The 26,199-nt window shown below is 41.9% G+C and carries 24 protein-coding genes; 17 read left to right on the forward strand and 7 right to left on the reverse strand.

The window, feature by feature from the left end; genetic code table 11:
* Nucleotides 1–166 precede the first annotated feature (166 nt).
* The 3 genes from LN995_RS13155 (at nt 167) to LN995_RS22050 (ending at nt 2,059) form a co-directional block, all read left to right on the forward strand.
* Nucleotides 167–1,186 (forward strand): sensor histidine kinase, encoded by a 1,020-nt coding sequence (locus LN995_RS13155; RefSeq protein WP_229961546.1) that lies wholly within the window; start codon nt 167–169, stop codon nt 1,184–1,186.
* Between the two features lie 151 nt (nt 1,187–1,337).
* Nucleotides 1,338–1,619: a LytR/AlgR family response regulator transcription factor gene (locus LN995_RS22045; RefSeq protein ID WP_317206953.1), complete on the forward strand. Its 282-nt coding sequence runs from the start codon at nt 1,338–1,340 to the stop codon at nt 1,617–1,619.
* A complete protein-coding gene (locus LN995_RS22050; protein WP_317206954.1) occupies nt 1,616–2,059 on the forward strand; it encodes a LytR/AlgR family response regulator transcription factor in 444 nt (147 codons plus the stop codon). Before LN995_RS22045 ends, LN995_RS22050 begins: the two co-directional genes overlap by 4 nt.
* 93 nt (nt 2,060–2,152) lie before the next feature.
* On the opposite strand, the gene LN995_RS13165 is transcribed toward LN995_RS22050, so the two are convergent.
* On the reverse strand, nt 2,153–3,076 hold the full coding sequence (locus tag LN995_RS13165; RefSeq protein ID WP_229961547.1) for an isoaspartyl peptidase/L-asparaginase family protein: 924 nt from the start codon (nt 3,074–3,076) through the stop codon (nt 2,153–2,155).
* Nucleotides 3,077–3,245: 169 nt separating this feature from the next.
* Between LN995_RS13165 and LN995_RS13170 the strand changes: the two genes are divergently transcribed.
* From LN995_RS13170 to LN995_RS13180, 3 genes are all read left to right on the forward strand, one after another.
* The gene (locus LN995_RS13170) at nt 3,246–3,611 is read left to right on the forward strand and encodes a DUF3127 domain-containing protein (RefSeq protein WP_229961548.1); all 366 of its coding nucleotides are present in this window, start codon (nt 3,246–3,248) and stop codon (nt 3,609–3,611) included.
* Nucleotides 3,612–3,880: 269 nt separating this feature from the next.
* Nucleotides 3,881–4,501 (forward strand): AlbA family DNA-binding domain-containing protein, encoded by a 621-nt coding sequence (locus tag LN995_RS13175; protein WP_229961549.1) that lies wholly within the window; start codon nt 3,881–3,883, stop codon nt 4,499–4,501.
* Between the two features lie 603 nt (nt 4,502–5,104).
* Nucleotides 5,105–6,535: a PhoH family protein gene (locus tag LN995_RS13180; protein WP_262910486.1), complete on the forward strand. Its 1,431-nt coding sequence runs from the start codon at nt 5,105–5,107 to the stop codon at nt 6,533–6,535.
* A gap of 120 nt (nt 6,536–6,655) precedes the next feature.
* On the opposite strand, the gene LN995_RS13185 is transcribed toward LN995_RS13180, so the two are convergent.
* Genes LN995_RS13185 through LN995_RS13195 form a run of 3 tightly spaced genes read right to left on the reverse strand, consistent with a single transcriptional unit; the run spans nt 6,656 to nt 7,686 of the window.
* The gene (locus LN995_RS13185; RefSeq protein WP_229961551.1) at nt 6,656–7,003 is read right to left on the reverse strand and encodes a DinB family protein; all 348 of its coding nucleotides are present in this window, start codon (nt 7,001–7,003) and stop codon (nt 6,656–6,658) included.
* A 3-nt stretch (nt 7,004–7,006) separates the two neighbouring features.
* Nucleotides 7,007–7,189, reverse strand: a complete 183-nt coding sequence (locus LN995_RS13190) for a hypothetical protein (protein ID WP_229961552.1) — start codon at nt 7,187–7,189, stop codon at nt 7,007–7,009.
* Nucleotides 7,190–7,197: 8 nt separating this feature from the next.
* A complete protein-coding gene (locus LN995_RS13195; protein WP_229961553.1) occupies nt 7,198–7,686 on the reverse strand; it encodes an SRPBCC family protein in 489 nt (162 codons plus the stop codon).
* A gap of 229 nt (nt 7,687–7,915) precedes the next feature.
* Here LN995_RS13195 and LN995_RS13200 point away from each other — a divergent pair, with 229 nt between their 5' ends.
* From LN995_RS13200 to LN995_RS13225, 6 genes are all read left to right on the forward strand, one after another.
* The gene (locus LN995_RS13200; protein WP_229961554.1) at nt 7,916–8,368 is read left to right on the forward strand and encodes a YkvA family protein; all 453 of its coding nucleotides are present in this window, start codon (nt 7,916–7,918) and stop codon (nt 8,366–8,368) included.
* Nucleotides 8,369–8,636: 268 nt separating this feature from the next.
* Nucleotides 8,637–10,046 (forward strand): carbohydrate porin, encoded by a 1,410-nt coding sequence (locus LN995_RS13205; RefSeq protein ID WP_229961555.1) that lies wholly within the window; start codon nt 8,637–8,639, stop codon nt 10,044–10,046.
* A gap of 262 nt (nt 10,047–10,308) precedes the next feature.
* Entirely contained in the window at nt 10,309–10,896 is a 588-nt protein-coding gene (locus LN995_RS13210) for a TetR/AcrR family transcriptional regulator (protein WP_229961556.1), read from the forward strand.
* A 150-nt stretch (nt 10,897–11,046) separates the two neighbouring features.
* The gene (locus tag LN995_RS13215) at nt 11,047–12,378 is read left to right on the forward strand and encodes a TolC family protein (RefSeq protein ID WP_229961557.1); all 1,332 of its coding nucleotides are present in this window, start codon (nt 11,047–11,049) and stop codon (nt 12,376–12,378) included.
* A 21-nt stretch (nt 12,379–12,399) separates the two neighbouring features.
* Nucleotides 12,400–13,551, forward strand: coding sequence for an efflux RND transporter periplasmic adaptor subunit (locus LN995_RS13220; protein WP_229961558.1), 1,152 nt, complete (start codon nt 12,400–12,402; stop codon nt 13,549–13,551).
* Nucleotides 13,552–13,590: 39 nt separating this feature from the next.
* Nucleotides 13,591–16,785, forward strand: coding sequence for an efflux RND transporter permease subunit (locus LN995_RS13225; protein ID WP_229961559.1), 3,195 nt, complete (start codon nt 13,591–13,593; stop codon nt 16,783–16,785).
* 176 nt (nt 16,786–16,961) lie between these two features.
* Here the strand turns inward: LN995_RS13225 and LN995_RS13230 are convergent, their stop codons facing one another.
* Entirely contained in the window at nt 16,962–17,831 is an 870-nt protein-coding gene (locus LN995_RS13230; protein ID WP_229961560.1) for an SDR family oxidoreductase, read from the reverse strand.
* Nucleotides 17,832–17,944: 113 nt separating this feature from the next.
* On the opposite strand from LN995_RS13230, the gene LN995_RS13235 reads away from it, so the two are divergent.
* Nucleotides 17,945–18,358, forward strand: a complete 414-nt coding sequence (locus LN995_RS13235; protein WP_229961561.1) for a nuclease A inhibitor family protein — start codon at nt 17,945–17,947, stop codon at nt 18,356–18,358.
* A gap of 26 nt (nt 18,359–18,384) precedes the next feature.
* On the opposite strand, the gene LN995_RS13240 is transcribed toward LN995_RS13235, so the two are convergent.
* Entirely contained in the window at nt 18,385–19,839 is a 1,455-nt protein-coding gene (locus LN995_RS13240) for a phytoene desaturase family protein (protein ID WP_229961562.1), read from the reverse strand.
* Between the two features lie 95 nt (nt 19,840–19,934).
* On the opposite strand from LN995_RS13240, the gene LN995_RS13245 reads away from it, so the two are divergent.
* From LN995_RS13245 to LN995_RS13255, 3 genes are all read left to right on the forward strand, one after another.
* The gene (locus LN995_RS13245; protein ID WP_229961563.1) at nt 19,935–20,762 is read left to right on the forward strand and encodes an SDR family oxidoreductase; all 828 of its coding nucleotides are present in this window, start codon (nt 19,935–19,937) and stop codon (nt 20,760–20,762) included.
* A gap of 168 nt (nt 20,763–20,930) precedes the next feature.
* The gene (locus LN995_RS13250; protein ID WP_229961564.1) at nt 20,931–22,172 is read left to right on the forward strand and encodes a BaiN/RdsA family NAD(P)/FAD-dependent oxidoreductase; all 1,242 of its coding nucleotides are present in this window, start codon (nt 20,931–20,933) and stop codon (nt 22,170–22,172) included.
* Between the two features lie 74 nt (nt 22,173–22,246).
* Nucleotides 22,247–22,699 (forward strand): ferritin-like domain-containing protein, encoded by a 453-nt coding sequence (locus LN995_RS13255; RefSeq protein ID WP_229961565.1) that lies wholly within the window; start codon nt 22,247–22,249, stop codon nt 22,697–22,699.
* Nucleotides 22,700–23,074: 375 nt separating this feature from the next.
* Here LN995_RS13255 and LN995_RS13260 read toward each other — a convergent pair whose 3' ends face one another.
* Complete coding sequence (locus LN995_RS13260; RefSeq protein WP_229961566.1) at nt 23,075–24,850, reverse strand: DEAD/DEAH box helicase; 1,776 nt, start codon at nt 24,848–24,850, stop codon at nt 23,075–23,077.
* A 655-nt stretch (nt 24,851–25,505) separates the two neighbouring features.
* On the opposite strand from LN995_RS13260, the gene LN995_RS13265 reads away from it, so the two are divergent.
* Nucleotides 25,506–26,048 (forward strand): hypothetical protein, encoded by a 543-nt coding sequence (locus LN995_RS13265; RefSeq protein ID WP_229961567.1) that lies wholly within the window; start codon nt 25,506–25,508, stop codon nt 26,046–26,048.
* The last annotated feature ends 151 nt before the right edge of the window (nt 26,049–26,199 follow it).

Below are 26,199 nucleotides of genomic sequence, written 5' to 3' on the forward strand. Positions count from 1 at the left end.
CCTTGTACGATAGAAATTAAACTATCCGAACCTGTTAAAACATTATCTGAATCCGAAAAAAAGGCAAAAATGGTATTGGAGTATGAAAAGCAGGATTTGGCATCACAAACAAAGCGGTTGGGATAAAAAAAGTGTAGTTGCAGGAAGTTCTTTTTAGCTTTAGAACATGAATGCGACGCAAAAAAAGATAGGCCTGCACCTGCTGGGCTGGACACTCTACATCGGCTATACTATGTTAGGTTACTTCCTGTATAGCTGGGACTATAAAGTTCTGCTGCTTAGCCTTAGCCAGGATGTACTGCACCTGGTGGAGTTTTACCTCTGTTACCTGCTGGTTTTCCCGCTCTGGATGAGAAACAAGAACTGGCTTGTGCTGCTAGTTGGCATCCCCGCTGTCATGCTGCTTTATACCTGCCTCCGATATACCATTGAGGAAGTACTTTTCCAGGTATTTTTCGGCTTCAGCAACTATAGCCCTGGCACCTCGCTGACATATTATATATTCGATAACCTGTACTGGGCCATGCCTGGCATTTTTCTGGGTGCTGTGGTATGGGCTTTCGAGGCAACGCTACAGAAGGAGCGTGAGAACCGCACCTTAAAGCAGGAGAAAACGCAGGCAGAGCTGGCTTTCTTAAAGACACAGATTAACCCGCACTTTCTGTATAATACGTTAAATTATTTATACTCTTTAGCCTATCCTGTTTCCGATAAGCTGGCCGATGCTATTATTAAACTATCGGACCTGATGCGTTACATGCTCTACGAAAGCAAAGACGGCAAAGTAGAGCTGCAGAAAGAGGTGGATTACCTGCATAACTACATTAACATTTACCGCCTTCGTTTTGAGGAGACATTTTTTGTTAACTTTAACATAGAAGGCCATGTAAACGGGCAGCGTGTGCCTTCGCTGGTACTGATTCCCTTTGTAGAAAATGCCCTGAAGCATGGCGTAGTAGACGATGCCACATCACCCGTCAACATCAACCTGCGGCTGATAAACGATACGTTGTTCTTTGATGTGAGCAACCGCATCAACCAAAGCCAGAAAGACCAAACCACAGGCATCGGCCTGGCCAACATCCGCCGCCGCCTCGACCTGCTCTACCCCGACAACTATAACCTGGAGATAAACGAGGATGGGAAGCAGTACCAGACAAGACTTAAACTGCAACATGTAAGCTAAATCAGGATTTACAGGATTGAATGATTTTCAGGATTGATCAACTTAAGTTTGATTACCTTTTGCAAAATCTTCATAAGCATGTTTCCTTTGATAAAAGTCAATCCTGATTCAGACAGAACAACTTTCTAACCCTCTAACTTTCTAACTTAAAATGATCCGTTGCATAGCTGTTGATGATGAAGCCTACGCCTCCCGCATATTAGCCGACTATATTCAGAAGGTGCCGTTCCTGGAGCTGGTTGGCACCACCACCAGCCCGATTGAAGCCATTAACTGGGTGCAGGAAGGCCGCGTGGACCTGGTGTTTCTGGATATACAGATGCCAGAGCTGACGGGCATACAGTTTATGAAGATCTGCGCGGGAGCAAGTGCAAGGTTATACTTACCACTGCCTACCCGGAGTATGCTCTGGAAGGCTACGAACACGATGTGATAGATTACCTGCTAAAGCCTATCCCCTTCGACCGGTTTCTGAAGGCCGTGCACAAAGCGCAAAGTATCATGCAGCAGCAACCGACAGCCGTTCCTGTTAATGCTGCTCCTGCCCCAGATTACATGTTCATCAAAGGAGAAAGCAAGAACAAGTTTCTGAAAATCGATTACAGTGAAATTCTGTATGTAGAAGGGCTTAAGAACTATGTTTCCATTTTTTTGCCAGGGCAGCGGATTGTCACCTATCAGACGCTAAGAGACCTGGATGAGCAACTGCCGCAACCGCCCTTTTTCCGTGTGCATAAATCCTATATCATCTCCATCGATAAAGTAAACATGATTGACGGTAACACCATTTCCATGGGCGACAAAGCTATCCCTTTGGGAGAAACCTACCGCGAAAGCTTTCTGAAAATGATTCGGGAGAAAGAGAAACGATGAAGTATTGATGAAACACCTCCTGTGTTGAGTATATCAGAACAGTTGTAGAGTTAACACCCAAAACTACTCTATATCTATTATTTCTGATGAGCTTTATTTATAAATACCGACATAGGTTTGTTCTTTATTCTTTTTGCTGGCACGGTACATTCCTTCAGAATTAAAAGTTAAAGCAATATCACCTGTTTTACTAACTCCTATCAATCCCCCTTCTCCTCCGAACTTTACCAATTTGTTGAGAACTACCTCTTCACAGGCTTGTGACAAGCTGTAGCCTTTGTATTCCATTAAACAAGAAACGTCATAAGCCACCACTGCCCTTAGAAAGTACTCGCCGTGGCCGGTACAAGAAATTGCACAGGTATTATTATTAGCATATGTTCCGGCTCCAATAACAGGAGAATCGCCTATGCGGTTAAAACGCTTGTTTGTCATGCCTCCTGTTGATGTTGCGGCTGCTACATGGCCTTTCTGATCAAGTGCCACAGCTCCTACAGTTCCAAATTTCTCATCATGGCTGTGGTCCAGCATAAACACATGAGAATCTCTTACTTCCTGCCATTGCTGATACCTGTGTTTATCGAAAAAATAATTCTCAGGCTCAAAAGTAAGTCCGTGGTTACGGGCAAAATCTTCTGCCCCACAGCCACTAATAAAAACATGGTCCGAATGCTCCATGATAGTCCGCGCAAGTCGCACGGGGTTTCGAATGCTCCGAACTCCAGCCACTGCTCCGGCTTTGAGCGTATTACCACACATTATAGCAGCGTCCATTTCGTGCCGACCGTCTTTTGTGAAAACAGATCCTTTGCCTGCATTGAATAAGGGGGTATCCTCCAATAGCCTTACTGCGTGTTCTACCGCATCTAAAGCAGATCCACCCTGATGAAGGATTTGGTGCCCTTCCTCTACAGCTGTTTTTAAAGCAAACTGGTAAGCTTCTTCAAGTTCAGGCGTCATAGAGGAAGGTAAAATAGTACCTGCTCCACCATGTACCGCAATGGAAATGTCTTTCATTTTTGTCGAGATGTTTTATATTATGGTAGGCTCTACGCCTGCTGTATAACAGTAGTTTTCTGAATCAGAAAGAGTGGTAAAATTACTGCGAAAGATGGTCAAAGAGTCCCGAATTTCTGCAGAAATGAGTATCTTTGCTTTATATTATTCATATTTTAATTAAGCTATTATGTCGTTTGATATTCAAGGAAAACTTTACGAATCGTTTGAAGAACAACAGATAAGTGACAAGTTCAAAAAGCGAGAGTTTGTGTTGGAGATTCCGGATGGTTCTTACACGCAGTATGTAAAGTTTCAGCTGACACAAGACAAGTGCAATCTGCTTGACCAGTTTAAATCAGGAGATGAATTGAAAGTAACTTTTAATTTAACCGGTAAGCCTTTCACGAAGAATGGTCAGACAATGTACTTCACAAACCTGCAGGCATGGCGCGTAGAGCCAGCTGCCAGCAATGGTCCTGCCGGTGCACCACCGCAGTCTGAGCCTGCCCCTTCGTTCTATAACAGCGATGTAGACAATGATTTACCGTTCTAAGTTAAACATAGATATAATGCAAAGAAGCGAGCTCCCAAGGCTCGCTTCTTTGCATTATATCTATGTTGATTAAAAAATAAGGTTCTCTCATGTTGAAAACTTCCATTTTAAGTTTTCTTTNTCCCAAGGCTCGCTTCTTTGCATTATATCTATGTTGATTAAAAAATAAGGTTCTCTCATGTTGAAAACTTCCATTTTAAGTTTTCTTTTATCCAGAGAAAACTTAAAATGGAAGTTCATAGTTTGATAACCTGAACCTTTCTTAATTTATGGAAGAACTTCAGCGCCTGATTATGTATGGCGAAAATGACAGGTTAGACTTCAAACAAAGAGTAACTCAACCTGAGAAGATAGCGAGAACCATTGTTTCCTTTGCAAACACAAAGGGCGGCATCATATTGGTTGGCGTAAAAGACAATGGCACTATTAGCGGAGTAGATCCGGAAGAGGAAAAGCACACCCTGCAAATGGCAGCAGACTTTTATTGTGATCCACCCATAGCGCTACGGTATGAGGAAATTGAAATTGACGACCGTGTTGTTTTAAAAGTGCTGGTGCCGGAAAGCAAGCAAAAACCTCATTTCGCAAAAGTAAAAGAAGATGATTGGCGGGGATATATACGGGTAAAGGACACCAGTGTGCAAACCAGTAAAATTGTAAACAAAACACTGCAGCAGGAAGAGCAGACTTTTGAGCAACTTCCATTGGAAAGGCATGAGACTTCAGTGTTAGATTACCTGCAAAAGAACCCGCGTATTACCTTAAACCAATACATGAGGTTAGCTAATCTGTCTCAGCGTCGTGCTTACCGTACGCTGGTTAAGTTGGTTATTCACGGTTACCTGCGCCTTCACGACAAAGAGAAGGAAGATTATTATACTTTAAGGTAACTGCTCCATTCCTTAAAAGAGTAATAGCTTCATTGAATATCAAGTAGATGTCAAAATAAAATTAATAGACCTTTTAAAGACTTACTCCTTACTTACTGAATTTCCTGTTTATGGTGTTCCATATGAGAGTACTCCCCCTCCTCGTCATATTCCAAGCAGTGCCTGAAGACAGCCCAAGTTCACACCGTTGTTGCCTTTCCAACTTTAGCAAGCTTATCATTTACATGGGTGCGGGTAAGATTATCTCATAGTTTCGCCTGCTATGGTTCTCTTTCATCTACCTGGTTTCTTTAGCATCAACTTTTCAAGGTTCATGATACTGTCCACTACTAAGGAAGTAAATGATGTAAAAGAAAATATTTCGAGCCAGCAAAATAATTAGCTTGATAATTATCTAACAGAATGAATTGATAATCAATTAGGTATTTACATCTATAATATTTAATATGTATCTAAGTTCCTAAGCTGTTCTGCACGCACTGCAGAAACTTCATCCGGAGGGAAGTGATAAACGTAAAACACATTGCTACCACAAAGCCAACGTGTGAGGTAAGTGCAGCATACAATATGGATGAAATTGGTTCTACCCTTAACCTAATGCTTATGCCCAACCAAACTTTAAGTGCAGTAAGTACGCCAGCTGATAAAAAAGCTACTCCTAAAAAAGGCAAGTCAACCAGTTCTGTAAAAAAGACAAACACTTCAAAAGCAGCCTCAGTCCGGAAAAAAATCTTTGTACTAGACACTTCTGTCATACTTTATGACCACAGCGCTGTTCAGAACTTCCAAGAGAACGATGTAGCCATCCCTATCACAGTACTGGAAGAGCTGGACAACTTCAAGAAAGGCAATGACATTAAGAACTTTGAAGCTAGGGAGTTCATTCGCTTTATAGATAAATTATCTTCTGAACATAAACTGCAGGACTGGCTGCCTTTAAATGGCAAGAACAAGGGTTCTTTTAAAGTACTGATGGGTGATACAGCAAATATTGATGCTGTAAGAATTTTCGGAGATAAGAACGACCACCGCATTCTCAATTCGGCACTTCAATTGCAAAAAGAGTTTCCGGAGCATAAAGTTGTGCTTGTAACTAAAGACATAAACCTGCGGCTAAAGGCCCGGTCCATGAACCTCACATCTGAAGATTATGAAACAGGCAAAATCCAGGATGTGGCAGGGCTGTATTCAGGAAATGATACGCTTGAAGATATTCCCGCCAATGTAATTAATGAACTTTATGAACAAGGAAAGTCAGACATTAAAAATGTTTTGGACGAAGCTCCGGCAGATAATCATTACTTTATACTGAAGAGCTTCAAAAGCTCTATCTTATCCTTTTATAATTCATCAGAAAAACAGCTGGAGCGGGTAGACAAACTAACGGCGTATGGTGTAAAGCCAAGGAATGCAGAACAAGCCTTCGCACTACATGCCCTGATGAACCCTCAAATAAAGTTAGTGTCGGTGCAGGGAGTGGCAGGTACAGGTAAAACCTTGCTGGCTCTGGCCAGTGCCCTGGAACAGCGCAAAGAGTATAAGCAGATTTACCTGGCTCGCCCGGTTGTGCCATTAAGCAACAAAGACATAGGCTATCTTCCTGGTGATATCAAATCAAAGTTAAACCCGTACATGGAGCCGCTGTGGGATAACCTCAAGTACATCCAGAATCAGTTTTCTGAAACCAGTAAAGAGTTTCAGAAGATAAAAGACATGCTGGACCTGGAGAAGTTACTCATTACTCCATTAGCATACATCAGGGGCCGCAGCTTATCTAATATAATTTTTATTGTAGATGAGGCGCAAAACCTGACTCCTCACGAAGTAAAAACTATTATTTCCAGGGCCGGAGAAAATACCAAGATCATTTTTACAGGAGACATTTACCAAATCGATACGCCTTACCTGGATTCGCAAAGCAATGGCCTCTCCTATTTAATAGACAGGGCAAAGAATCACCCTCTTTACTCCCACGTAACATTGCAAAAAGGTGAGCGCTCTGAACTTGCGAACCTGGCCAATGAATTACTTTAACAGAAAACTATTTAGCTTTTCTTTTATCCTTACAAATAAAGAATGTACACACTTTTTTTATTTGTAAGGATAAAAGAAAATCAGAGCTAGCCAACCCTGTAACCCGCTCCTTCACATTAATCAGCTTTTGCGCTTTAAGTAACGCTCCTGCAATATATTAATATGATGCAGTTCATGTGCGGCAAGAACATGAACAAGGGCACGCACAGAAATGGAACTACCGTTTACCACACCTACCTCATCCAACATAACGGGTGTAAAACTCCTGAACAGATACAAGCTAGACTTCCGAACGACCTCATACTCATCCAGCAGGTTTTCTATCAACCGAATGTTAGCTAGTGAATTATAAGCATATTTATTCTCATCAAAACCAGGCAAATAGGCCTTTTCGCCACGGCTGAAGCATAAAGCCCGGTAAGTAAAAATGCGCTCTGAGTCTATCATATGCTGTAGCAATTCTTTCATGCTCTATTTACCTTCTGCATAGGTTTCTTCTGCACGTGTATCAGATATTTTTTTGAACATATGCCTGAGATCAACCGCCTGCCTTTCCAGCAAATAAAGTACATCGCCCTCTGGCAGTAGTTTTATATAATCCTTATAGAACACGGGGTAATCTTCCAGAGGAGGTCTTATTATGGTAGTAGTCATAGCCTTTCCTATTTTGAAGCTCTGCGCTTACTGTTGTTGCTTATCAAGTTATTTAGGCCTTGCAAACTCTGTTGTAGCTCATTTTGTTTTTTATACTTACGAATAGCCCCTTGTACCCTACCTAAGGGATTATCAGCCAATGGTGTTCTTTGTTTCCAATGGACCATCGTGCCTCTATTTACCTGCTGTAGCACAAATTCACCGCGAGTAGTATCTTCTCCTCCTTCCTCTTTTTGTACATAAGTTATAGAATACGGATTGGTACTTTCAGTTATAATAAGTTGTCCATTTCCAACTTTATCGCCACTCCACTGCATACGTGCTCCTTTACCTTGCATAGGTCCGGCATACAGGTGTATAACACTTGGATCAGTTTTTTTGTTGAGTATTGTCCATTTAGGCCATTCAGCAGGATTATTAATGAAAGCATACACTTCCTCAGGTGGTGCTTTTAGCACAACTACTTGTTCTACCACGCACTGATTTGGTAGCCACATAGATGCTGTACAAAGTACAGCCAGCAATATTAGTACCGGCAATAGCAATTTTATAATCAGCTTCATTTACTGAAATTTATGGGCGCTCTTTTTGTACTGTAAGCAGAGTAAACAGCACCAATTTTAAGGAGTGTCACGTAAACAAGCAATAGGTAAGGGTATAAATATTTTTAAAGCCTTCTGTTAATTTTTTACGTAGCAGGAAATCAAACAAAACAACTAAGACAACATGATGTTAACTGATCTGATTCAAAAAGGTCTCGTGTACTCACAAAACCCCCTGTTTAAAAAGCTAATGGGAAAAGCCGGAGGCGTAATGACTAAACCTGTTAAACTAGGCATATTACTCTCCACTGCCTATGGTAAGTTAGTTGATGTAGAAAAACAGCAGAGTGGCTTTCAGCAGTTAAAGGGTGTCATGCAGGCTTTTGTCAGAATGGTGAAAGCCTATGCCAATGGCTCATACAGAAACATATCAAAGAAATCCATGATAATTACTGTAGCTGTTCTGCTCTACCTTATTACTCCTTTCGATATTATACCAGATTTTATTCCTGCCATAGGTTTAATGGATGATCTTAGCATAATGGCTTGGTTTGTTTCTTCTTTCGAAAAAGAGATTATTAAGTTCCAAGAATGGGAGGCCGAACAGAGTTTTGAACCAACCTTAGGCTCTCTATAATAAGTTAAAGCACAGGCTCTTTTCGTTGAAGCCCCTAAACCTTAAAGTGCAGCCATAGCAGAATAAAACCTGCACTTTAAGGTTAAATTTACACTAGCACAAGTTCCCTCTTCATACACTTTTCGCCCCGGCTGCGCCACACCCCAAGCAGTGTGGAGAGGTGTGGTTCAGCAAGATAATTATAACCCGCCAGAACTTTTTATTTACAGTAAATAGCACTCTAAACTACACTACATCTTTTATCCACTAGGAAAACAAACAGTTTCTAATGAATATTATCAAAGAATTACAGCTTCCTGCTATACTTATAATATTTATTGTCTTGATGAACACATCTGTGAGTACTGCACAGATAGTTTCTAATGATAATTTTTCATTAGGGTCTTATGGAAGAATAGGTGTTGGCTTTTCACCTGAGATTCCCGGCAATACAGGTGTTCCATTAAACCTTCAGGGTCAGGGCTCTATTGGAGGCAGGCTTGAAGAACAAGATTACCTAGAGCTGGTCGGCGATTATCATTTTAAACCTGTCAACAACAGTAACGATACAACTTATATAAATGCGCAGGTGCTTCTCTCTATGTTTGCCTCAGGCGGTCCTTTTATAGGTAATGTATCGACAGCATCTGAGAGGGGGCTCGTCCTCAGGATTCCCGAGTTTTTTGTGGAAGCTCATAACATAGTGGGAAGCCAGTGGTCTGCCTGGGTTGGATCTAGGTATTATCGGGACGATGATGTTCATATTATTGATATGTATTATTTCGATGACCACTCATCACAAGGCTTTGGGGTAAGCCGCAATAACACTGCGCTATCCTTTATCTTTCCTGCTATCAGAGATTCGTCAGCCAATTACCCGCCCTACTCCTTTGTCACAACTGTAAATGGAACGCCTACTCAATCTGTTAGGCAACGTTTTATAGGCATAGCAGAACACAGCATTAACCTGCAAAACGGTAATGTGATTGAATTACTGGGAGAATGGCATCGGCTGGCTAATGCTAAAGGAGACTCTATGTGCTACCCTGGTGATGGTGGCTGGGTTGCAGGCATAAAGTACAATAAAGATCTTAATACTGCAAAAGCCGGATCATTCAATCAATTTTCAGTGCGCTATGGAAGAGGAATTGCCAACGGAGGTGACGGCGGCTCAACCAGAACCTGGCTGACATATGGAGCACCTGACGAACAAACCAAGGAATTCAATAATGCCTATTCTATATCAGTTGTAGAACACTTTTTGTTAAACTTATCGGACCGCTTTAGCTTGAACGGCTACAGTCTTTTCAGGAAGAGTAAAGGGGCGGCAGACTCTGACAATAAAGCTCCCGATTATTTAGGAAGACCCATTTATAACCGTAAAACAGACTTTGCCGTTGGCTTTCGCACCTTTGTATACCTCACTGACTGGTTCCACCTACTAAATGAGGCCCATTACACAGTAAGAAAAGACGGAGAGCAACCTTCGGCCACTATGTTTAAGGTAAGCATCGCTCCTACAGTAGTACCCACCGCTCGTAGAAGCCCCTGGGCCAGACCCCATTTAAGATTAGTATTTTCTGCTGCCCGATATAACGACTTTGCAAAAGATAACCTGTACTCACCCTTCCTGCAACGATCAGGTCAACAACAATGGGGAATATATGGTGGGGTGAAAACGGAATGGTGGATATACTGATTTTCATTTGAATTACAGAAATTTTCCCTGCATTCAAATTCGCACCCTTACCAAGGCCAACCCAGTCATCTGCTATATATTTAAAATAATCTATATCAATTATTATCAACACTTTACAAACTATCCAAGAATAATAAATCTTAATTAAACCATTTTTTATATGGATTGTAGTTTATAAAAAACATTCCCTTGATAGGTGTTAATTAAAATATTGCTGCTACTTTTGTGACCGAATGAACATTCAATTCAGAAATTGATTTAGATGGAGCAGATAGCGGAGAAGAAAAAGGCCATATTTGAGAGCACTCTGGAACTAGTAAAAGATAATGGGTTTCATGGTACCCCTATGAGTATGGTAGCTAAGAATGCAGGCGTTGCTGCAGGTACCATATACCACTACTTTGAAAGCAAAGAGAATCTGTTGTGCGAGCTTTTTTCTTATATAAGAAAGCAAATGATTGAAGCCGTTCAGCAAGGAGACGATGAAAGCATTCCTTACAAAGATCGGTTCTTTGGTGTTTGCATGAACCTGTACTGGTTTTATATAAACAACCCTAACGTATTAAAGTTCTTTGAGCAGTTTGTAAACTCCCCCTATAACGAAAAAGGGTCTATGTCTGATGATTTTAACAGCCTTTTATTCAACTTTTACCAGAAAGGAATAAAGAGCGGACAAATCAGAAATGTGACACCCGAGATAGCTTCGGTTTTAGCACATGGAAATGTAATTACAATGGCTAAGATACACACCTTTGGCAAAATAGCTTTTGAAGATACTGATCTTAAGCAAATTTTACAAATACTATGGAATGGTATGACGAATAACCAATCTACAGATCAAGATACTTAGTATTATAATTTATTACTTTAAATAATGTTTAAACAATAGATATTAACTATGAGCTAATCCTTAAAAGTATATGCTGCACGGGCTACGGAGCACTTATACATCACAAATGAACTATGAAAGATACTAAACACTAAGTACTAATTAAATTTCATGAAACTATTAAGACGTTTAAAGCCACTGTTAGTAGGGTGTATACTTTTCCCCTCTTCCCTCCTGCTGGCTCAGACAAACACAGGCAGCGAGCCTAAAAAGCTGACGCTCGAGCAGTGTCTCGCATACGCTTTGCAGCAAAGGCCTGTTGTCAGACAGTCGCTTATAGATGAGGCTATAGGCGAACGGGAAATCAAAGCCAATTTATCCGGATGGTTCCCGCAGATAGCCGCCAGCTTTGGCGGAACGCACAACCTGAAGCTACAGCAACAGCCATTTGGGGATCAGGTTCTTACCCTCGGCAGGAAGTATACTTCTAATGTGTTGGTTGAGGCAACCCAAAACTTATTTAACAGAGACCTCCTGCTTGCTTCTAAAGCGGCACAATACCAGAGAACACAGCTGGACCAGAACACGGTTAATAATAAAATAAACACTGTGGTAGATGTCAGTAAAGCCTTCTATGATGTTCTGCTAACAGAGGAGCAGCTTCGCATTCTGGATGAAAACCTTGCCAGGCAAGAGAAACAATATAACGACGCAAGAAGCCGCTACGAAGTTGGCCTAGTTGATAAAACCGACTACCAGAGAGCAGCCATTACGCTGGCAAACATCCGTAGCGACAGGAAAAGAGCACAGGAAGGCGTAAAAGCAAAATACGCTTACCTGAAACAACTCTTAGGATACCCTATTGAAGAGAATTTATCGCTTGCTTACGACTATAACCTAATGCAACAGGACGTGTCTGTAGACACGACCACTATGGTTAACTTTGCCAACAGAGTGGAGCTTCAGCAGCTGGAAACACAGAGACAATTAACTCAGTTAAATACACAGTACTATAAATGGAGTTTTATTCCAACAGTGTCTGCTTACATTAACTATAACTGGCTCTATTTCAATAATGAGTTCTCTGATCTCTACAACCAGTCTTTTCCAACCTCGGCAGTAGGACTACAAGTTTCTCTGCCAGTTTTCCAGGGAGGCAGAAGATTCCAGAATATCAAGCTGGCACAACTACAGGAAGAACGTTTGGAACTTGATGTAGAAGATACAAGAAAAGCTATCAACACTGAATACCAGACAGCGCTGGCGAACTACAAAAGCGACTACAACGACTGGATAACCATACGTGACAATGTACAGCTGGCCCAGGAGGTATATGATGTTATCAGGCTACAGTACGACGAAGGAATCAAACCTTATGTTGATCTTATTGTAGCCGAAACAGACCTTAGGACAACACAACTGAATTACTACAACTCGCTTTTCAACTTGCTATCCAGCAAACTTGATTACCAGAGAGCAATAGGTACTATAGACGTCAACTAAAATATTAAACAATTAACTATAATGAAGAGAAATCTCTCTTGGCTGATGGCAGCTGTTATCTGCCCGACCATACTCATATCTTGCGGTGGCGAAGAAAATGCTCAACAGCAAATGAACCCTGCTTCCATGGCTGTTCCAGTTACCACATACCACGTTTCAGAAGAAAGTGTGACTGGCACCGACACTTACCCTGCTACTGTTGTACCATTAAAAGAAGTAGAACTGCGCCCTCAGGTAGCTGGCTATATTACAAATATTTTTGTGGAAGATGGGCAGCGCGTTACGAAAGGACAAAGGCTTTACGAAATAGACAGAACCAGGTACCAGGCAGCCTACCAGCAGGCACAGGCGAGTCTGCAAAGCGCCAGAGCTAACCTGGCAAGGGTGCAGAAAGATTTGGAGCGTTACGAAAGACTGGCTGAGCAGGATGCGATTGCAAGACAGCAGGTAGATTATGCCCGTACCGATGTGCAGACAGCACAGGCGCAGGTAGATGCAGCACAGGCACAGGTAAGCAGTGCCTCCACTGAGCTTAGCTATTCAGTTATCACGGCTCCTTTCGATGGTATCATTGGTATATCTCAGGTGAGAGTAGGCGCGCAGGTTTCAGCAGGTCAGCCCCTTTTGAACACTATTTCGTCTATGGACCCTATTGCTGCTGATTTTGCCATAAATGAGCAGGAAGTACCGCGATTTGCTAATTTTCTAAACAACAGCCAGTCACAGCCTGATTCGCTTTTCACATTGGAACTTGGCAACGGTGAGTCTTATCCTCACAGCGGTAAGCTTATTACAGTAGACAGAGCCATAGGCCGTCAGACAGGTACAACTACAGCAAGAGTTCAGTTCCCGAACCCGAACCGCCAGCTTATTCCAGGTATGTCTGTGAATATAAATGTGCTGAACCAGGATATCGGCAACCAATTGGTAATTCCTTACAGAGCAGTAACAGAGCAGTTGGGTGAATACTATGTCTATAAAGTTCAGGCAGACTCAGTAATACAGCAAAACGTTACCCTCGGTACCCGTTTTGGCGCTAATATAGTAGTTCGTGAGGGCGTAGATGCAGGCGACCAAATTGTAGTGGAAGGGTTACAGAGACTGCGTCAGGGCGCCAAAGTTCAGGTAGGAGCCCCACAGGGAGCACAGTCTGGCGCAGCTGCAAGACAGTAATATTTTAAGAAAAGCTTCTAAAGAAATTTTCAGAGAAACATGATTTCAGACGTATTTATAAAAAGGCCTGTCACCTCTATCGTGATCTCCATTGTGATCGTGCTGGTTGGTGTGTTGGCCATGATGAACCTTCCAATCACACAGTATCCGGATATCTCCCCTCCAACGGTGTCTATTTCGGCTACTTATACAGGTGCCGATGCACAGACTGTAGAGCAGACAGTTGCCACACCGGTAGAAACACAGATTAACGGTACCCCTGGTATGGCTTATATGACCTCTACCAACACCAGTACCGGCCAAATGAACATGACGGTAACCTTTGAGGTAGGGACAGACATTGACATTGCCACGCTGGATGTGCAGAACCGCGCCAGTATTGCAGAGCCAACCCTGCCCGAAGAGGTTAGAAGATTAGGTGTAACGGTAAGGAAACGTAATCCTAGTATCATGATGGTAATTGGTATTTACTCACCGAACGGCACACATGATATTCAGTACCTGGATAACTACACAAACATTTTTGTGCGTGATGCCCTGCTTCGGGTAGCTGGTGTGGGTGACATTAGCTCGCTGGGTCAGGATTTCAGTATGCGTATCTGGTTGAAGCCTGACAGGCTGGCCCAGTACAGCATCGGTGCTAATGAGATTACTGCGGCTATCCAGGAGCAGAACCTTCAGGTGGCTGCCGGTACAGTAGGAGCGCAGCCACAGAGCCCAGATCAGGCATTTCAATTTCCAATTACAGTAACAGGCCGCCTGCAGACACAGGAAGAGTTTGGAAATATAATTGTGCGCACCAATCCGGAAGATGGTTCAATTGTTTACTTAAGAGATGTAGCCAGAATTGAATTCGGTCGCTTTGACTATGGCCGAAGTTCAATGATCAATGGAAACCCATCGGCTATGTTGCTTTTGTACCAGGCACCGGGAAGTAACGCACTGGAAACCGCAGAAGGAATTTACGCTACTTTAGATGAACTGAAGAAGTCTTTCCCAGCTGATGTTGACTATGTTGTTTCTTTCGAAACAGTTTCAGTAGTTCAGGTATCTATCAATGAGGTGGTACACACACTGGTAGAGGCGCTTATACTGGTAATTATCGTAGTGTTCCTGTTCCTGCAGAGCTGGCGCGCTACACTGGTACCAATCCTGGCAATTCCGGTATCCATCATCGGTACGTTCATCTTCTTTATACCACTTGGCTTCACCATAAATACACTTACCTTATTTGGTTTCGTACTGGCAATAGGTATTGTGGTAGATGATGCCATTGTGGTGGTGGAAGCGGTACAGCACTATATTGACCATGAGCGACTTTCTGCCAAGGATGCAACCCGTAAGGCCATGAAAGACATTACGGCTCCCGTAATAGCCATCGCTTTGATTTTGGCTGCGGTGTTTATTCCGGTAGGTTTTATACCGGGTATTGTGGGTCGTCTGTACCAGCAGTTTGCTATTACAATTGCCATTTCAGTGCTAATTTCTGCATTTGTGGCCCTTACGCTTACGCCGGCACTATGCTCGCTTATGCTAAAGCCAATGAATGTGAACAAGAACTCCCGAGGATTGAATAAATTCTTCTATAAGTTCAACAACTGGTTTGAAAGAACAACGGAGACTTATTCTCGTGGTGTACGCAAAAGCATTAAAGCAACTCCACTTATGTTAATTCTGCTTGCATGCTTATATGCCGGAACGGTAGGCTTATTTGCCAATAAACCAACTGGCTTTATTCCTACCGAGGACGAAGGACGGGTATTCATTTCAATAGAATTGCCTGAAGGTTCATCTTCAACAAGAACTGAGTCTGTTATGGCACAGATGGGTACTATTCTGGCAGACATACCTGCAGTTAAAAACTATACGGCAATTGCCGGTCTGAACGTAATTAACTTCTCGTTTAAGTCTAACAGTGGTACCTTCTTCCTTCAGCTTAAGCCTTGGGACCAAAGAGAAGACGAGTCTCAGCAGTTGCAGGGAGTTATGGCCACGCTAAACCAGCGTTTTGCCGCCATCCGCGAAGCTAATGTTATTGTGGTAGCTCCTCCTGCTATTCCTGGTCTTGGTCAGTCTGGTGGTTTCAGCTTTATGTTAGAGCAAAGATCAGGTGGAGGCGACCTGAAACAGTTTGAGGCCGTAATGGGACAGTTCCTTATGGCAGCAAACCAGAGACCTGAAATAGCTATGGCTTATAGCTTCTTTAACACCAGAACTCCTGGGTACCATGTTGATGTGGACCGTGAGCAGGCAAAAAGGCTGGGTGTATCCATTTCAGATATTTATGCGACCATGTCGTCTTATATGGGTAGCCGTTACATAAACGACTTCACACGCTACGGACGAAACTTCAGAGTGGTAGCCCAGGCCGATACAGCTTATAGAATGGATATTAAAGATTTAAGCCAATATTATGTACTGAACAGACAAGGGGAATCTGTTCCGCTGAGTGCGCTTGTTACTACCAGAGTGGAGGAAAACCCAGCTGTGATTTCGCATTATAACCTATTTAGATCTACAGAGATAATGGGTAATGCTGCTCCTGGTTATAGTAGCGGACAGGCACTTCAGGCACTACAGGAAGTCGCTGCGCAAGTATTGCCAACGGGTTATGGCTATGACTTCTCTGGCCTTAGCCGTGAAGAACTTGCTGCCGGTAACAGTACGGTGTACATCTTCTCACTTTCAATTGTACTGGTGTTGCTTCTTCTAGCCGCCCTGTACGAGAGCTGGTCTGTTCCTTTCTCTATTCTGTTTGCCATACCACTTGGTATGTTCGGTGCTATCCTGGCTCTTACATTCCTGCCTCGCTTGGATAACAACGTGTACGCGCAGATTGGTATGATTACTCTAATTGGTCTGGCAGCAAAGAACGCCATTCTGATTGTGGAGTTTGCCAAGGAACGTGTAGACCGCGGAATGGAGTTGATTGAGGCAACCATAGAAGCTGTTAAATTGCGTCTGCGCCCTATCCTGATGACTTCAGCTGCCTTTATACTGGGTGTTGTTCCATTGGCTATGGCAAGTGGTGCCGGTGCAGTATCACGTCAGACTATTGGCTGGGTTGTAATTGGTGGTATGTTGGCTGCTACGTTCCTGGCTATTTTTGTGGTACCGGTACTATATGTTGTTATTACAAGGTTGGCATACGGTAAAAAAGGTCTTGCTCAGCTTCGTGAGAACTATCCCCCCGATGATGAAGCTGGTGATCCCGCTTATGTAAACCCTCATTAATTTAAAGATTTAAATAAAGCTTTTTTAAAGCCCTGGTTTCATAAGCCAGGGCTTTTTTTAATGTTTATAATGCAGGATACTTGTAAAGTTCACTCTATGCCACGTAAGAGTAAGTGATAAAACTTTCCAATCCTGGTTTAACTTTATCTTTATTAGTTCTTAGTTAGATGCTATCATTACCCTTTCCCTCTTACTTGCTTTTCCATTACGTCCCACATTTCCTGTGGTATTTTGTCAAAGCTATTAAACTCTCCGGCACCATAAAGCCATTCGCCTCCGTCTATAGTTACCACTTCACCATTCACAAAAGAAGCATAATCTGAAACCAGGTAAGCAGCCAGGTTTGCCAGCTCCTGGTGCTCTCCAAAACGTTTTACAGGTACACGTTTTACAGGGTCCAGTTCGTCAGCCAGCTGCTTTGGGAATAACCTGGACCAGGCTCCCTCAGTCGGAAAAGGGCCTGGCGCAATCGCGTTAGATCTAATGCCATACTTTGCCCACTCGGCTGCCAACGACCGTGTCATAGCCAGCACTCCAGCTTTGGCACACGCAGACGGTACTACATAGCCAGAGCCTGTCCAGGCATAGGTGGTCACAATATTAAGAACAGTACCCTCCTGCTTCTTCTCAATCCAATGCTTACCTAAGGCCAGAGTACAGTTATAACTACCTTTTAGAACGATGTCCGTAATCACATCAAAGGCTTTATGGCTAAGTCGTTCTGTGGGGCTTACGAAATTTCCGGCAGCATTATTTACCAACACATCCACCCTTCCAAAGGCATCAATGGAGGTCTGCAGCATAGTTTCAATTTCATTGTACTTACGAACATCGCAGGCTATTGGCAATACCTTACCCCCTGTCTCCTGCTCCAGTTCTTTGGCTGCAGCCTCTAATACATCAAGCTTTCTACTGCATATAACAGCATTTGCCCCAAGTTCTAAAAAATATTTCACCATAGAACGTCCAAGGCCTGTTCCGCCACCTGTCACAATAATTGTTTTATCTTTTAGCGCATTATCTTTCAGCATTGGCTCTGATTTCATATAAATTCTTTCGTTTAAGTGGATGAGGCTTTCGTATAGCCGTAACAGATTTACATAAGACAGTTAATGATAAGTATTACATTTTAAAACGCAACGCTTAAGGTAAAAGAAATATGAACAGAGATCAACTTCAGCAAGAACTGGTACAAGTGTCAAGTGGCTTACTGGTGCCGGACACCAAAGCCCCTCTAGAATTTTACTACCACGAAAAGCCGCAGGACGAAGAGTTTAGCGAGCAGTTGGTGGCTAAATGGGCTGGTAAGCCCGGGGGTAAAAAAGTGGAAACAATGGAAGTAGAACGATTCTTCAATCATATATTTTATGATAATACCTATGCCGAAGATGAAACTGTCAGTGAAGAAGAAGGAGAACATTATAAAAAACTGATCTCCAAAATGAATGAACTACTGCAGGACGTAAAGGTGTATCTTATCAATGAGTTAGGTACTGAAGTTTATTTACTGGGCAGAACAGAAGATGGTAATTATGCAGGTTACAAAACAATTATAGTAGACATAAATGCTTAAGCTAATGGCTACTGCAGGTTAAGCATCTAATAATGATCCTGCAGTAGCTTACTAGCTGCTATAATGCCACTAAGGCAAGCTCCTGGAACCCCCTGCCCCGGATAGACCGTGTCGCCACAAACATATGCTCCGCGCTGATCCAGGCGGGCATCCTTCATTTGCCAGGGCTTTATGTGCTTGTACTGCGGATAACCTCCCACGGCACCAAAAATTCTGTTGGTCCAGAATATCCATGCCCCGGGAGTGGCTGATTGGGTGTAGGTAATATTTTCCTGTTTTATAAGTTCTTTTTCAACCAGCAATTCAATAATGGCTTTTTCAATTTCTCTTTTATTATGGATATAGTTATTCTCAGGATCAAACACATGAGTACTGATGCTTACAACTAAACCCTCAACAGGTCCCTTAAGCTTATCCTGCGGATGACTGAAACTGACAAATATACTTTTACTGCCTATTATGGAGAGTTGCTCCGGCACGTGTATCTGATGATGTAATATTTCAGGAACCTGCTGCCCTTTTAGCAACAGATTCATAGTAAAAGCACTGTTCAGCATACTCGAGGGCATAATGTACTTCAGTAATCGTTGCTTTACCTTTTCGTTTTTAAATAATGTGTAGGTGTTATTCAATGGAATACCGCTCACTACAAAACGTGCCTTAAAGTGCGACGTGTTTGTTTTTATAAGATACCCATCTTCATCAGGCACTATTTCTCTTACTTCCTGCCGGTAAAGCACTGCCCCTCCTTTTTCATTAATATAATCAACTATGGGTTGAACAAGATTGATAAGCCCACCGTCCACATAATAGTTGCTGTACAAAGTATAGCATAAGGCTGTTGCACCAAACAATTCATTAACTTCAGGAGCGTAGTTCTGTGCGGTAATTAGCAGCTGCTCATTTATAAAATCAACAAACAGCTTATTCTGATGCAAGTTATATTTTCGCAGCACCTCATCCATAGTTCTGAATGCACCGGACAATAAACTTAGCTGACCAGGAGTGGCTTTTAAGGCTGAGGAGCAGAAGTCGCTAAAATTTGAAGGAGGGAAACTTGTTTGCCTGGTTGAAATTCTCCATACTTTCCTGCTGAGCTGGTAACAGTGTTCCCAAAACGACCGCTGATTATCTTTTCCAAAAACACGCTCTACCTCAAGTATCCAGCTTTCCATCTTTTGATATCGCGTCAGCAACAGCCCGTCAGGCAAATGTACTTGCATGGGTATATTCAGTTTACGCACCGGCACCTCTATTTTTGTTTCATCAAGCAGGTAACGCAAAGGCATATCATCATCCAAACCAACCAGAGTGGTAGCACCTGTTTCGAACCAATAACTTTTACGTTTATAAGAGGTAGCACAACCTCCCGGGTACTTTGCCTGCTCTAACACACATGCCTTTAGTCCATGTTTAGCCAGCAACGCTGCCGCCGTTAACGACCCAAAACCTGACCCAACTAATATTACATCATACTTCATTTATGCTTTACTTTGCAGCGTTACTGGCTCTTTTAAGGGAGAATAACAGAATCAGAAGCAAATTGTTACGATTGAGCAAAGTATTAGCAGGAATTATGGCTGAAAAAGCAGATATAAGCATTATGGGTTGTGGTTGGCTTGGACTACCACTGGCAACGCAACTGGTACAAAAAGAGTACAGGGTTAATGGTTCTACCACAAGTCCTGTTAAAGTAGAACTGCTGCAAAAGAGTCGTATTTACCCTTATGTACTAAATCTGCAAAACGAACCTGCAGATACACAAGAATTGGCTGCTTTTCTTGATTCAGATATATTAGTACTGAATATTCCGCCGAGGTTACGCTCTGATAGCGGCGAAAAATACCTACACCAGTTAAAAAAACTTTTAAAAGCTCTGATAAACTCTACCGTCAGAAGGTTACTTTTCGTCTCTTCTACTTCTGTTTATCCTGATATAAACAGGATAGTAAAAGAAGAAGATATTGCTTACACTGATGAACTTGACCCGGATAATATATTATTACAAGCAGAACGAATGTTTCAGGACCGGGGAGAATGGCTTACTACAATAGTCCGATTCAGTGGTCTGGTAGGCAATAACCGCCACCCCGGAAGGTTCATGGCCGGAAAAAGAGATGTTCCTAATGGCGATGCGCCTGTTAACCTGATTCATCTGGATGACTGTGTTAGTATACTATCACAAATAATAGAACAGAAGAAATGGGGACAGGTATATAATGCCTGTGCAGATGAACATCCAGCCCGGAAAGATTTCTACACCAAAGCAGCCATTGCCCTGAATCTGGCTCCTCCCCAGTTTAATGATATGCAGGAAACGCAATTCAAACGCATCAATAGTCAAAAGCTAAAAGATGACCTGGCGTACTCCTTCCTTCACCCTGACCCGATGAAGTTCTTTTAGTACCTTTGCTCTTTGGAAGAAACAGCGCGAATCAAGACGCACGATTCTTAACAGGCCATACAAGAGACAAAAGAAGAGTTTTATTCTATCCAATTCTCTAAAGCATTATTCGTGATAAGATTATTTGTTCGTTAATCTTGTTACAGTCATTAAAGAAGAAGTTAACTAATGAAAGTAGTGGTAATAGGCGGCGGTGCAGCAGGTTTTTTTGGAGCGATAACCTGTGCACAGGAAAATCCTCAGGCACAAGTGCTGCTACTGGAAAAAACAAGTAAGCTGCTCTCTAAGGTACGTGTCTCAGGAGGTGGTCGCTGCAATGTCACACACCATTGCTTTGTACCTTCTATGTTAGCTCAGAACTATCCCAGAGGGTCTAAAAAGTTAAAAGAAGCTTTTAAAACGTTTGGAGCTGGCGAGACTATAGAATGGTTTAAGCAACGTGGCGTGCAACTGAAAACAGAACCAGACGGGCGAATGTTTCCGGTCAGCAACAGCTCAGAAACAATAGTGGATTGTCTGTTGCAGGAGGCAAGCAAATCTGGTGTAAAAATAAAAACAAGTGCCAGTGTAGAAGAAATAGAAGTTTTAACTAGAAAAGATGGTATAACAGAGTTTAAGCTTTACTTAAACAATAATAGTACTATACTGGCCAATAAAATACTTATTTGTACCGGAGGCAACCCTAAATCAGCAGCATACGACTGGTTACGCGCCTTAGGCCATGCAGTACAGGAACCCGTACCTTCTCTTTTTACTTTTAATGTACCCGGTTCAGCCTTAAAAGAACTCCAGGGAGTTTCTGTGCCTAAAGCCAGAGTAAGAGTTGCTGGTCAGAAACTGGAGTACGAAGGCCCCCTGCTTATTACCCATTGGGGTTATAGCGGACCCGCCGTACTGAAACTTTCTGCCTGGGGGGCCCGCCTGCTTCATGAACAGAATTACAACTTCACGGCGCTCATAAACTGGATACCTGATTTTTCTGAAGAGTCTTTGAGAGAACATTTACAAAACTACAGGCAAGCTCATCCTAAAAAGTTAGTAGCTACTAATCCTCTATTTGGTATACCGCAACGCCTGTGGAAGGCTCTTACCAAGTTAGCAGAAGTCGCAGAAGAAATACGTTGGGCAGAACTTCCTGCCAAGAATACAAATAAATTAATAGAAGCCCTGATTCGTGCTCCTTTCGAGGTACAAGGTAAGACTACTTTTAAAGAAGAGTTTGTTACCTGTGGCGGGATTGACTTATCTCAGGTCGAAATGCGAACGATGGAAAGCCGGATACAGTCAGGTGTTTATTTTGCAGGTGAAGTACTGGACATTGATGGTATAACGGGAGGGTTCAACTTTCAGGCGGCCTGGACTACCGGTTTTCTAGCTGGGTCTGCAATGGCAAAGGCTTTATCTGAATAAGTTAAATAAACAATCAGGCAACTTATTAGTTAGAATATAAGTAAAAACTCATATTAAACTAAACGGTAAAAACTATGGAAATCAATAAAGAAGTAAAATCAACTGTACACCATTTAATTGAAAGATGCAAAGATGGTGCTAAAGGATATAAAACTGCATCAGAGGACATTCAGGATAAGGATCTAAAAGACCTATTTAAGAAATATGCTGTACAGCGAGACAGCATGATTACGGAACTACAGGATCAGTTATTTAAGATGGGCGGTAGCGACGATGAGTCCAGCTCTATTGAAGGTACTGCTCACCGTGCATGGATTGACCTTAAGTCTGCGCTTACTTCCAGAGACAGAGTACGTGTACTGGAAGAGTGCGAACGTGGAGAGGATTATGCTGTGAAAGCATATGAAGAAGCTTTGCAAAAGAGCCTTCCGGGAGAGTTGAAGTCTATTGTGGAGCAACAGTATGATGATGTAAAAAGTGCTCATGACCACATTCGTACACTACGCGACAGCGCTAAAGAAAATTAATACTGATATTATGTCAGAGACTAATAATTCAGGAAAGGAGCTTCGGCTCCTTTTTTTATAGCCAATGCAACATACAAACTTAGCCTGATATTCAGTAAGAACCTTATGTATAATCAGCTAAACTGTTTCTTCTAAACGAATTCTCCTAAAACAGCAAAGGTGACATCTAACAATGTCACCTTTGCAGACTAACTGCCTAAGCAGCTAACTAAATCTTCCAACCTTTTATGATATTTACCATAACGGCAACATCAACAAAAGGTTTGCTTACTCAATAAAAACAGAGAGCCAGCTTATCTATAAGCTGGCTCTCTTCTATTTTAAACATACTGAAAAGGAGACTCTAAAATAAGTTTTTAGAAGTAGTCTTGCACCCTAAAATCTTCTTTTACGAAAGCCTCTGTTTCCGCCATCACGATCACGGTCACCTCTGAAAGAAGAGTTACGATCGCCACTGCGGCCACCAAACCTTCTTCCACCACCGCTTCCTTCTGATTTATCAAAGCCAAAACTCTCTCTGTTGCCTCTTCCTCCACGGCCTTTATCACCGTCGCCGGATCCTTTCTTCTGAGATTTTTCGACAACCACCATACGGCCATCAACCTCTATACGAGAAACTTTATCCAGAATATCGGCTGTATATTCATTGGGTACTTCAACAAAGCTGAATTTATCATACAAATCAATATCACCCACTTTATTTGGAGGAATGCTACTGTTATTTGACAAAAGGTCAATCAGATCTTTTGGATGAACACGGTCTTTTTTACCAATGGTGATAAATAAGCGGTCAAAACCATCTTTAGACTTGTTCAAGCCTTTCTCTATTTCTGCACCCTGCTCTTTTACTTTAGCTTCTTTCAAGCTCATTTTTAAAAGGGCAGCGGCTACTTCTAACGGAGTATATTCTTCTGTTTCGTTCACGAATCGCTCTATGCGTGAAATGTGTTTGGTAAGAGTGCCTTTCTGCAATACCTCACGAACTTTATCGAAGAACATGTTCGTGCGAATTTCATTGACATCTTCCAGCGTAGGCACCTGCTGCAACACTATCTTAGCTTTTGTATAGCGCATAATGTCTTTCAATTTGTAGCTGTCTGTACGACCACCTACAAATGAGAATGCTCTACCTGACTTACCGGCACGACCAGTACGACCAATGCGGTGAACGTAGGCCTCCTCGTCCTGAGGTAAATCATAGTTAAACACAGCCTCAACGTTGTCTACATCTATACCTCGTGCTGCTACATCAGTAGCCACTAATATTTCAAGTGTGCCGCTACGGAACTTCTGCATCACGTTTGAACGCTGGTTCTGATTCATGTCACCATGTAAGCCGTCAGCAAAATAGCCTCTGGCCTGCAGGTTAGAAACCAGTTCATCTACCATGCGTTTGGTATTACAGAAGATAATAACAGCTTTCAGGTTGTACATATCCAGCAAACGAGACAGTACTTCCATTTTTGCACTGCTACGTACCTCGAAATACACCTGATCGATGTTTGTCACAGTCAGTTCCTGATGCACTACTTTTACCAGTACCGGATCTTTCTGATAACGTTTAGTCATCTCCATGATCGGTTTTGACATAGTAGCCGAGAAGAAAATGGTCTGGCGGTCTTCCGGAATACGCTCTAATACAAACTCGATGTCGTCACGGAATCCCATGTCAAGCATTTCGTCTGCTTCATCTAGAATAATTTTTCGTACATTATCCAGCACCAGCGTACCACGCTCTATGTGGTCCATTACACGACCAGGAGTACCGATAACAATCTGAACACCTTGCTTTAAAGCGCGCAACTGCCTGTCGTATGACTGGCCTCCGTAAATAGGAACCACACTGATGCCTTGCTTATATTTTGCAAGCTTCTGTATTTCACCTGAAACCTGAATGGCTAACTCCCTGGTAGGGCAAAGGATTAAGGCCTGAACGCTTCTGTCACGTTCATCAATCATTTCAATGGTCGGTATACCAAAGGCAGCAGTTTTACCAGTACCTGTCTGGGCCTGACCAATTATATCTTTTCCTTCTAAAACAACAGGGATTGCTTCTGTTTGAATGGGAGAGGCTTCTTCGAAGCCCATGTCAGCAATAGCTCGCTGAACTTCCTGCGAAAGCGGAAGTTCTTCAAATTTGATTTTATTCATCTAATTTACTTAATGTATATAACTCATCTGGAGGCAGCCTGCTTGTAAACCTTCCTCTATTACTGAAGTACGAAACAACAGCTAATGAGTACGACACGTCAAACTAAAAATTAACTAGGGTAGCCAAACAGAACAAATGGGGTATCCAGTTATACAGTAAATCAGACTGATTCCAAATCTTCCGCAAAGGTACAAAATATATTTCAAATTAACTAGTTATTCTCATCATGCACCTTTTTTTCAGGCTGACATATAATTGAAAGAAACTTTCCGTGAGATTCATTACAAAAATATAAATAACAATTCGATGGTTTAATTGGAAATTATCTATATATTTAACAGATAAATTAAATTAACTATAAATAAACTTAAAAACTTATTCTTTTACTAAGGTTTAGTATTTATAAATATGCTATAGAGCCTGAATATATTATTTATAATGTAAAAAGTTATCTTTTAAACATTTAAAGAACTATATATTATAAATTATCAAATATTTATTTTTGCTTTTATTCTAATAATTTTTTAAATAGAAACTTATTAACCATCACCTAATTACTTAAGGAACAGCATCATGCAACTTATATTGCAGTAATGTAATTGCTTTAAAAATTAAAATCACAGGGAATCTCAACACACTTAACCAAATAAACTTATGCTACACTTCTCCAAAATTACTACCCAAGGCAAAGATTTTAATCTTATTGCTTCTGGGGCGCTAGCTTTTAAGATACATAACAAGATCTTAAAAGATGAGACTTTCCTGCAAGGAACCAAGATCAGCCGCAATATGCTACTTGGTAGTGTGCCAGCGCGTGGAGCGACAGATTCTGATCAGCAAAAGGTTTTCTTTGTGATTATCTCTGATCTTGACAAGCTAAACACAGAATCGCTGTGCAAAATGATTGCAAAAGAGAGAGCGAAAGGTAGCTATGCTGTTTGTCAGGTTATTCCGGTGTATTATAATGAGCCTTCCTTCAAAGCCATTAAAATGCTGCGACAGAATTTTGATGAGGTAGTTGAATTAAACAAACTGACTTTAGGCGCGAGCAAAGCTCTAATAAGTTCAGAACAACAAACATGCATCATAACAGATTACTCCATTTCTATGGCACGTATCATCTACCATGTATGTGTTAAAGACTTTGCCCCATCAAAGGAAACAGGAACTAAAAAAGGGAACCTTGTATATGCTTAAAAATGCTGCTGTATTATATAATAAGACCCTCTCTGTATAGTCTGAGAGGGTCTTATTAATCTGAATAGTTACCTACAGCAATGCTGCTACTTTAATTTAATTGAAGTAAGCCCCTTATTCCTCCAATTAAGGTATTATGTCTTTAAGCACA

Source organism: Pontibacter silvestris (assembly GCF_020907275.1).
In the GTDB taxonomy this organism is placed as follows: domain Bacteria; phylum Bacteroidota; class Bacteroidia; order Cytophagales; family Hymenobacteraceae; genus Pontibacter; species Pontibacter silvestris.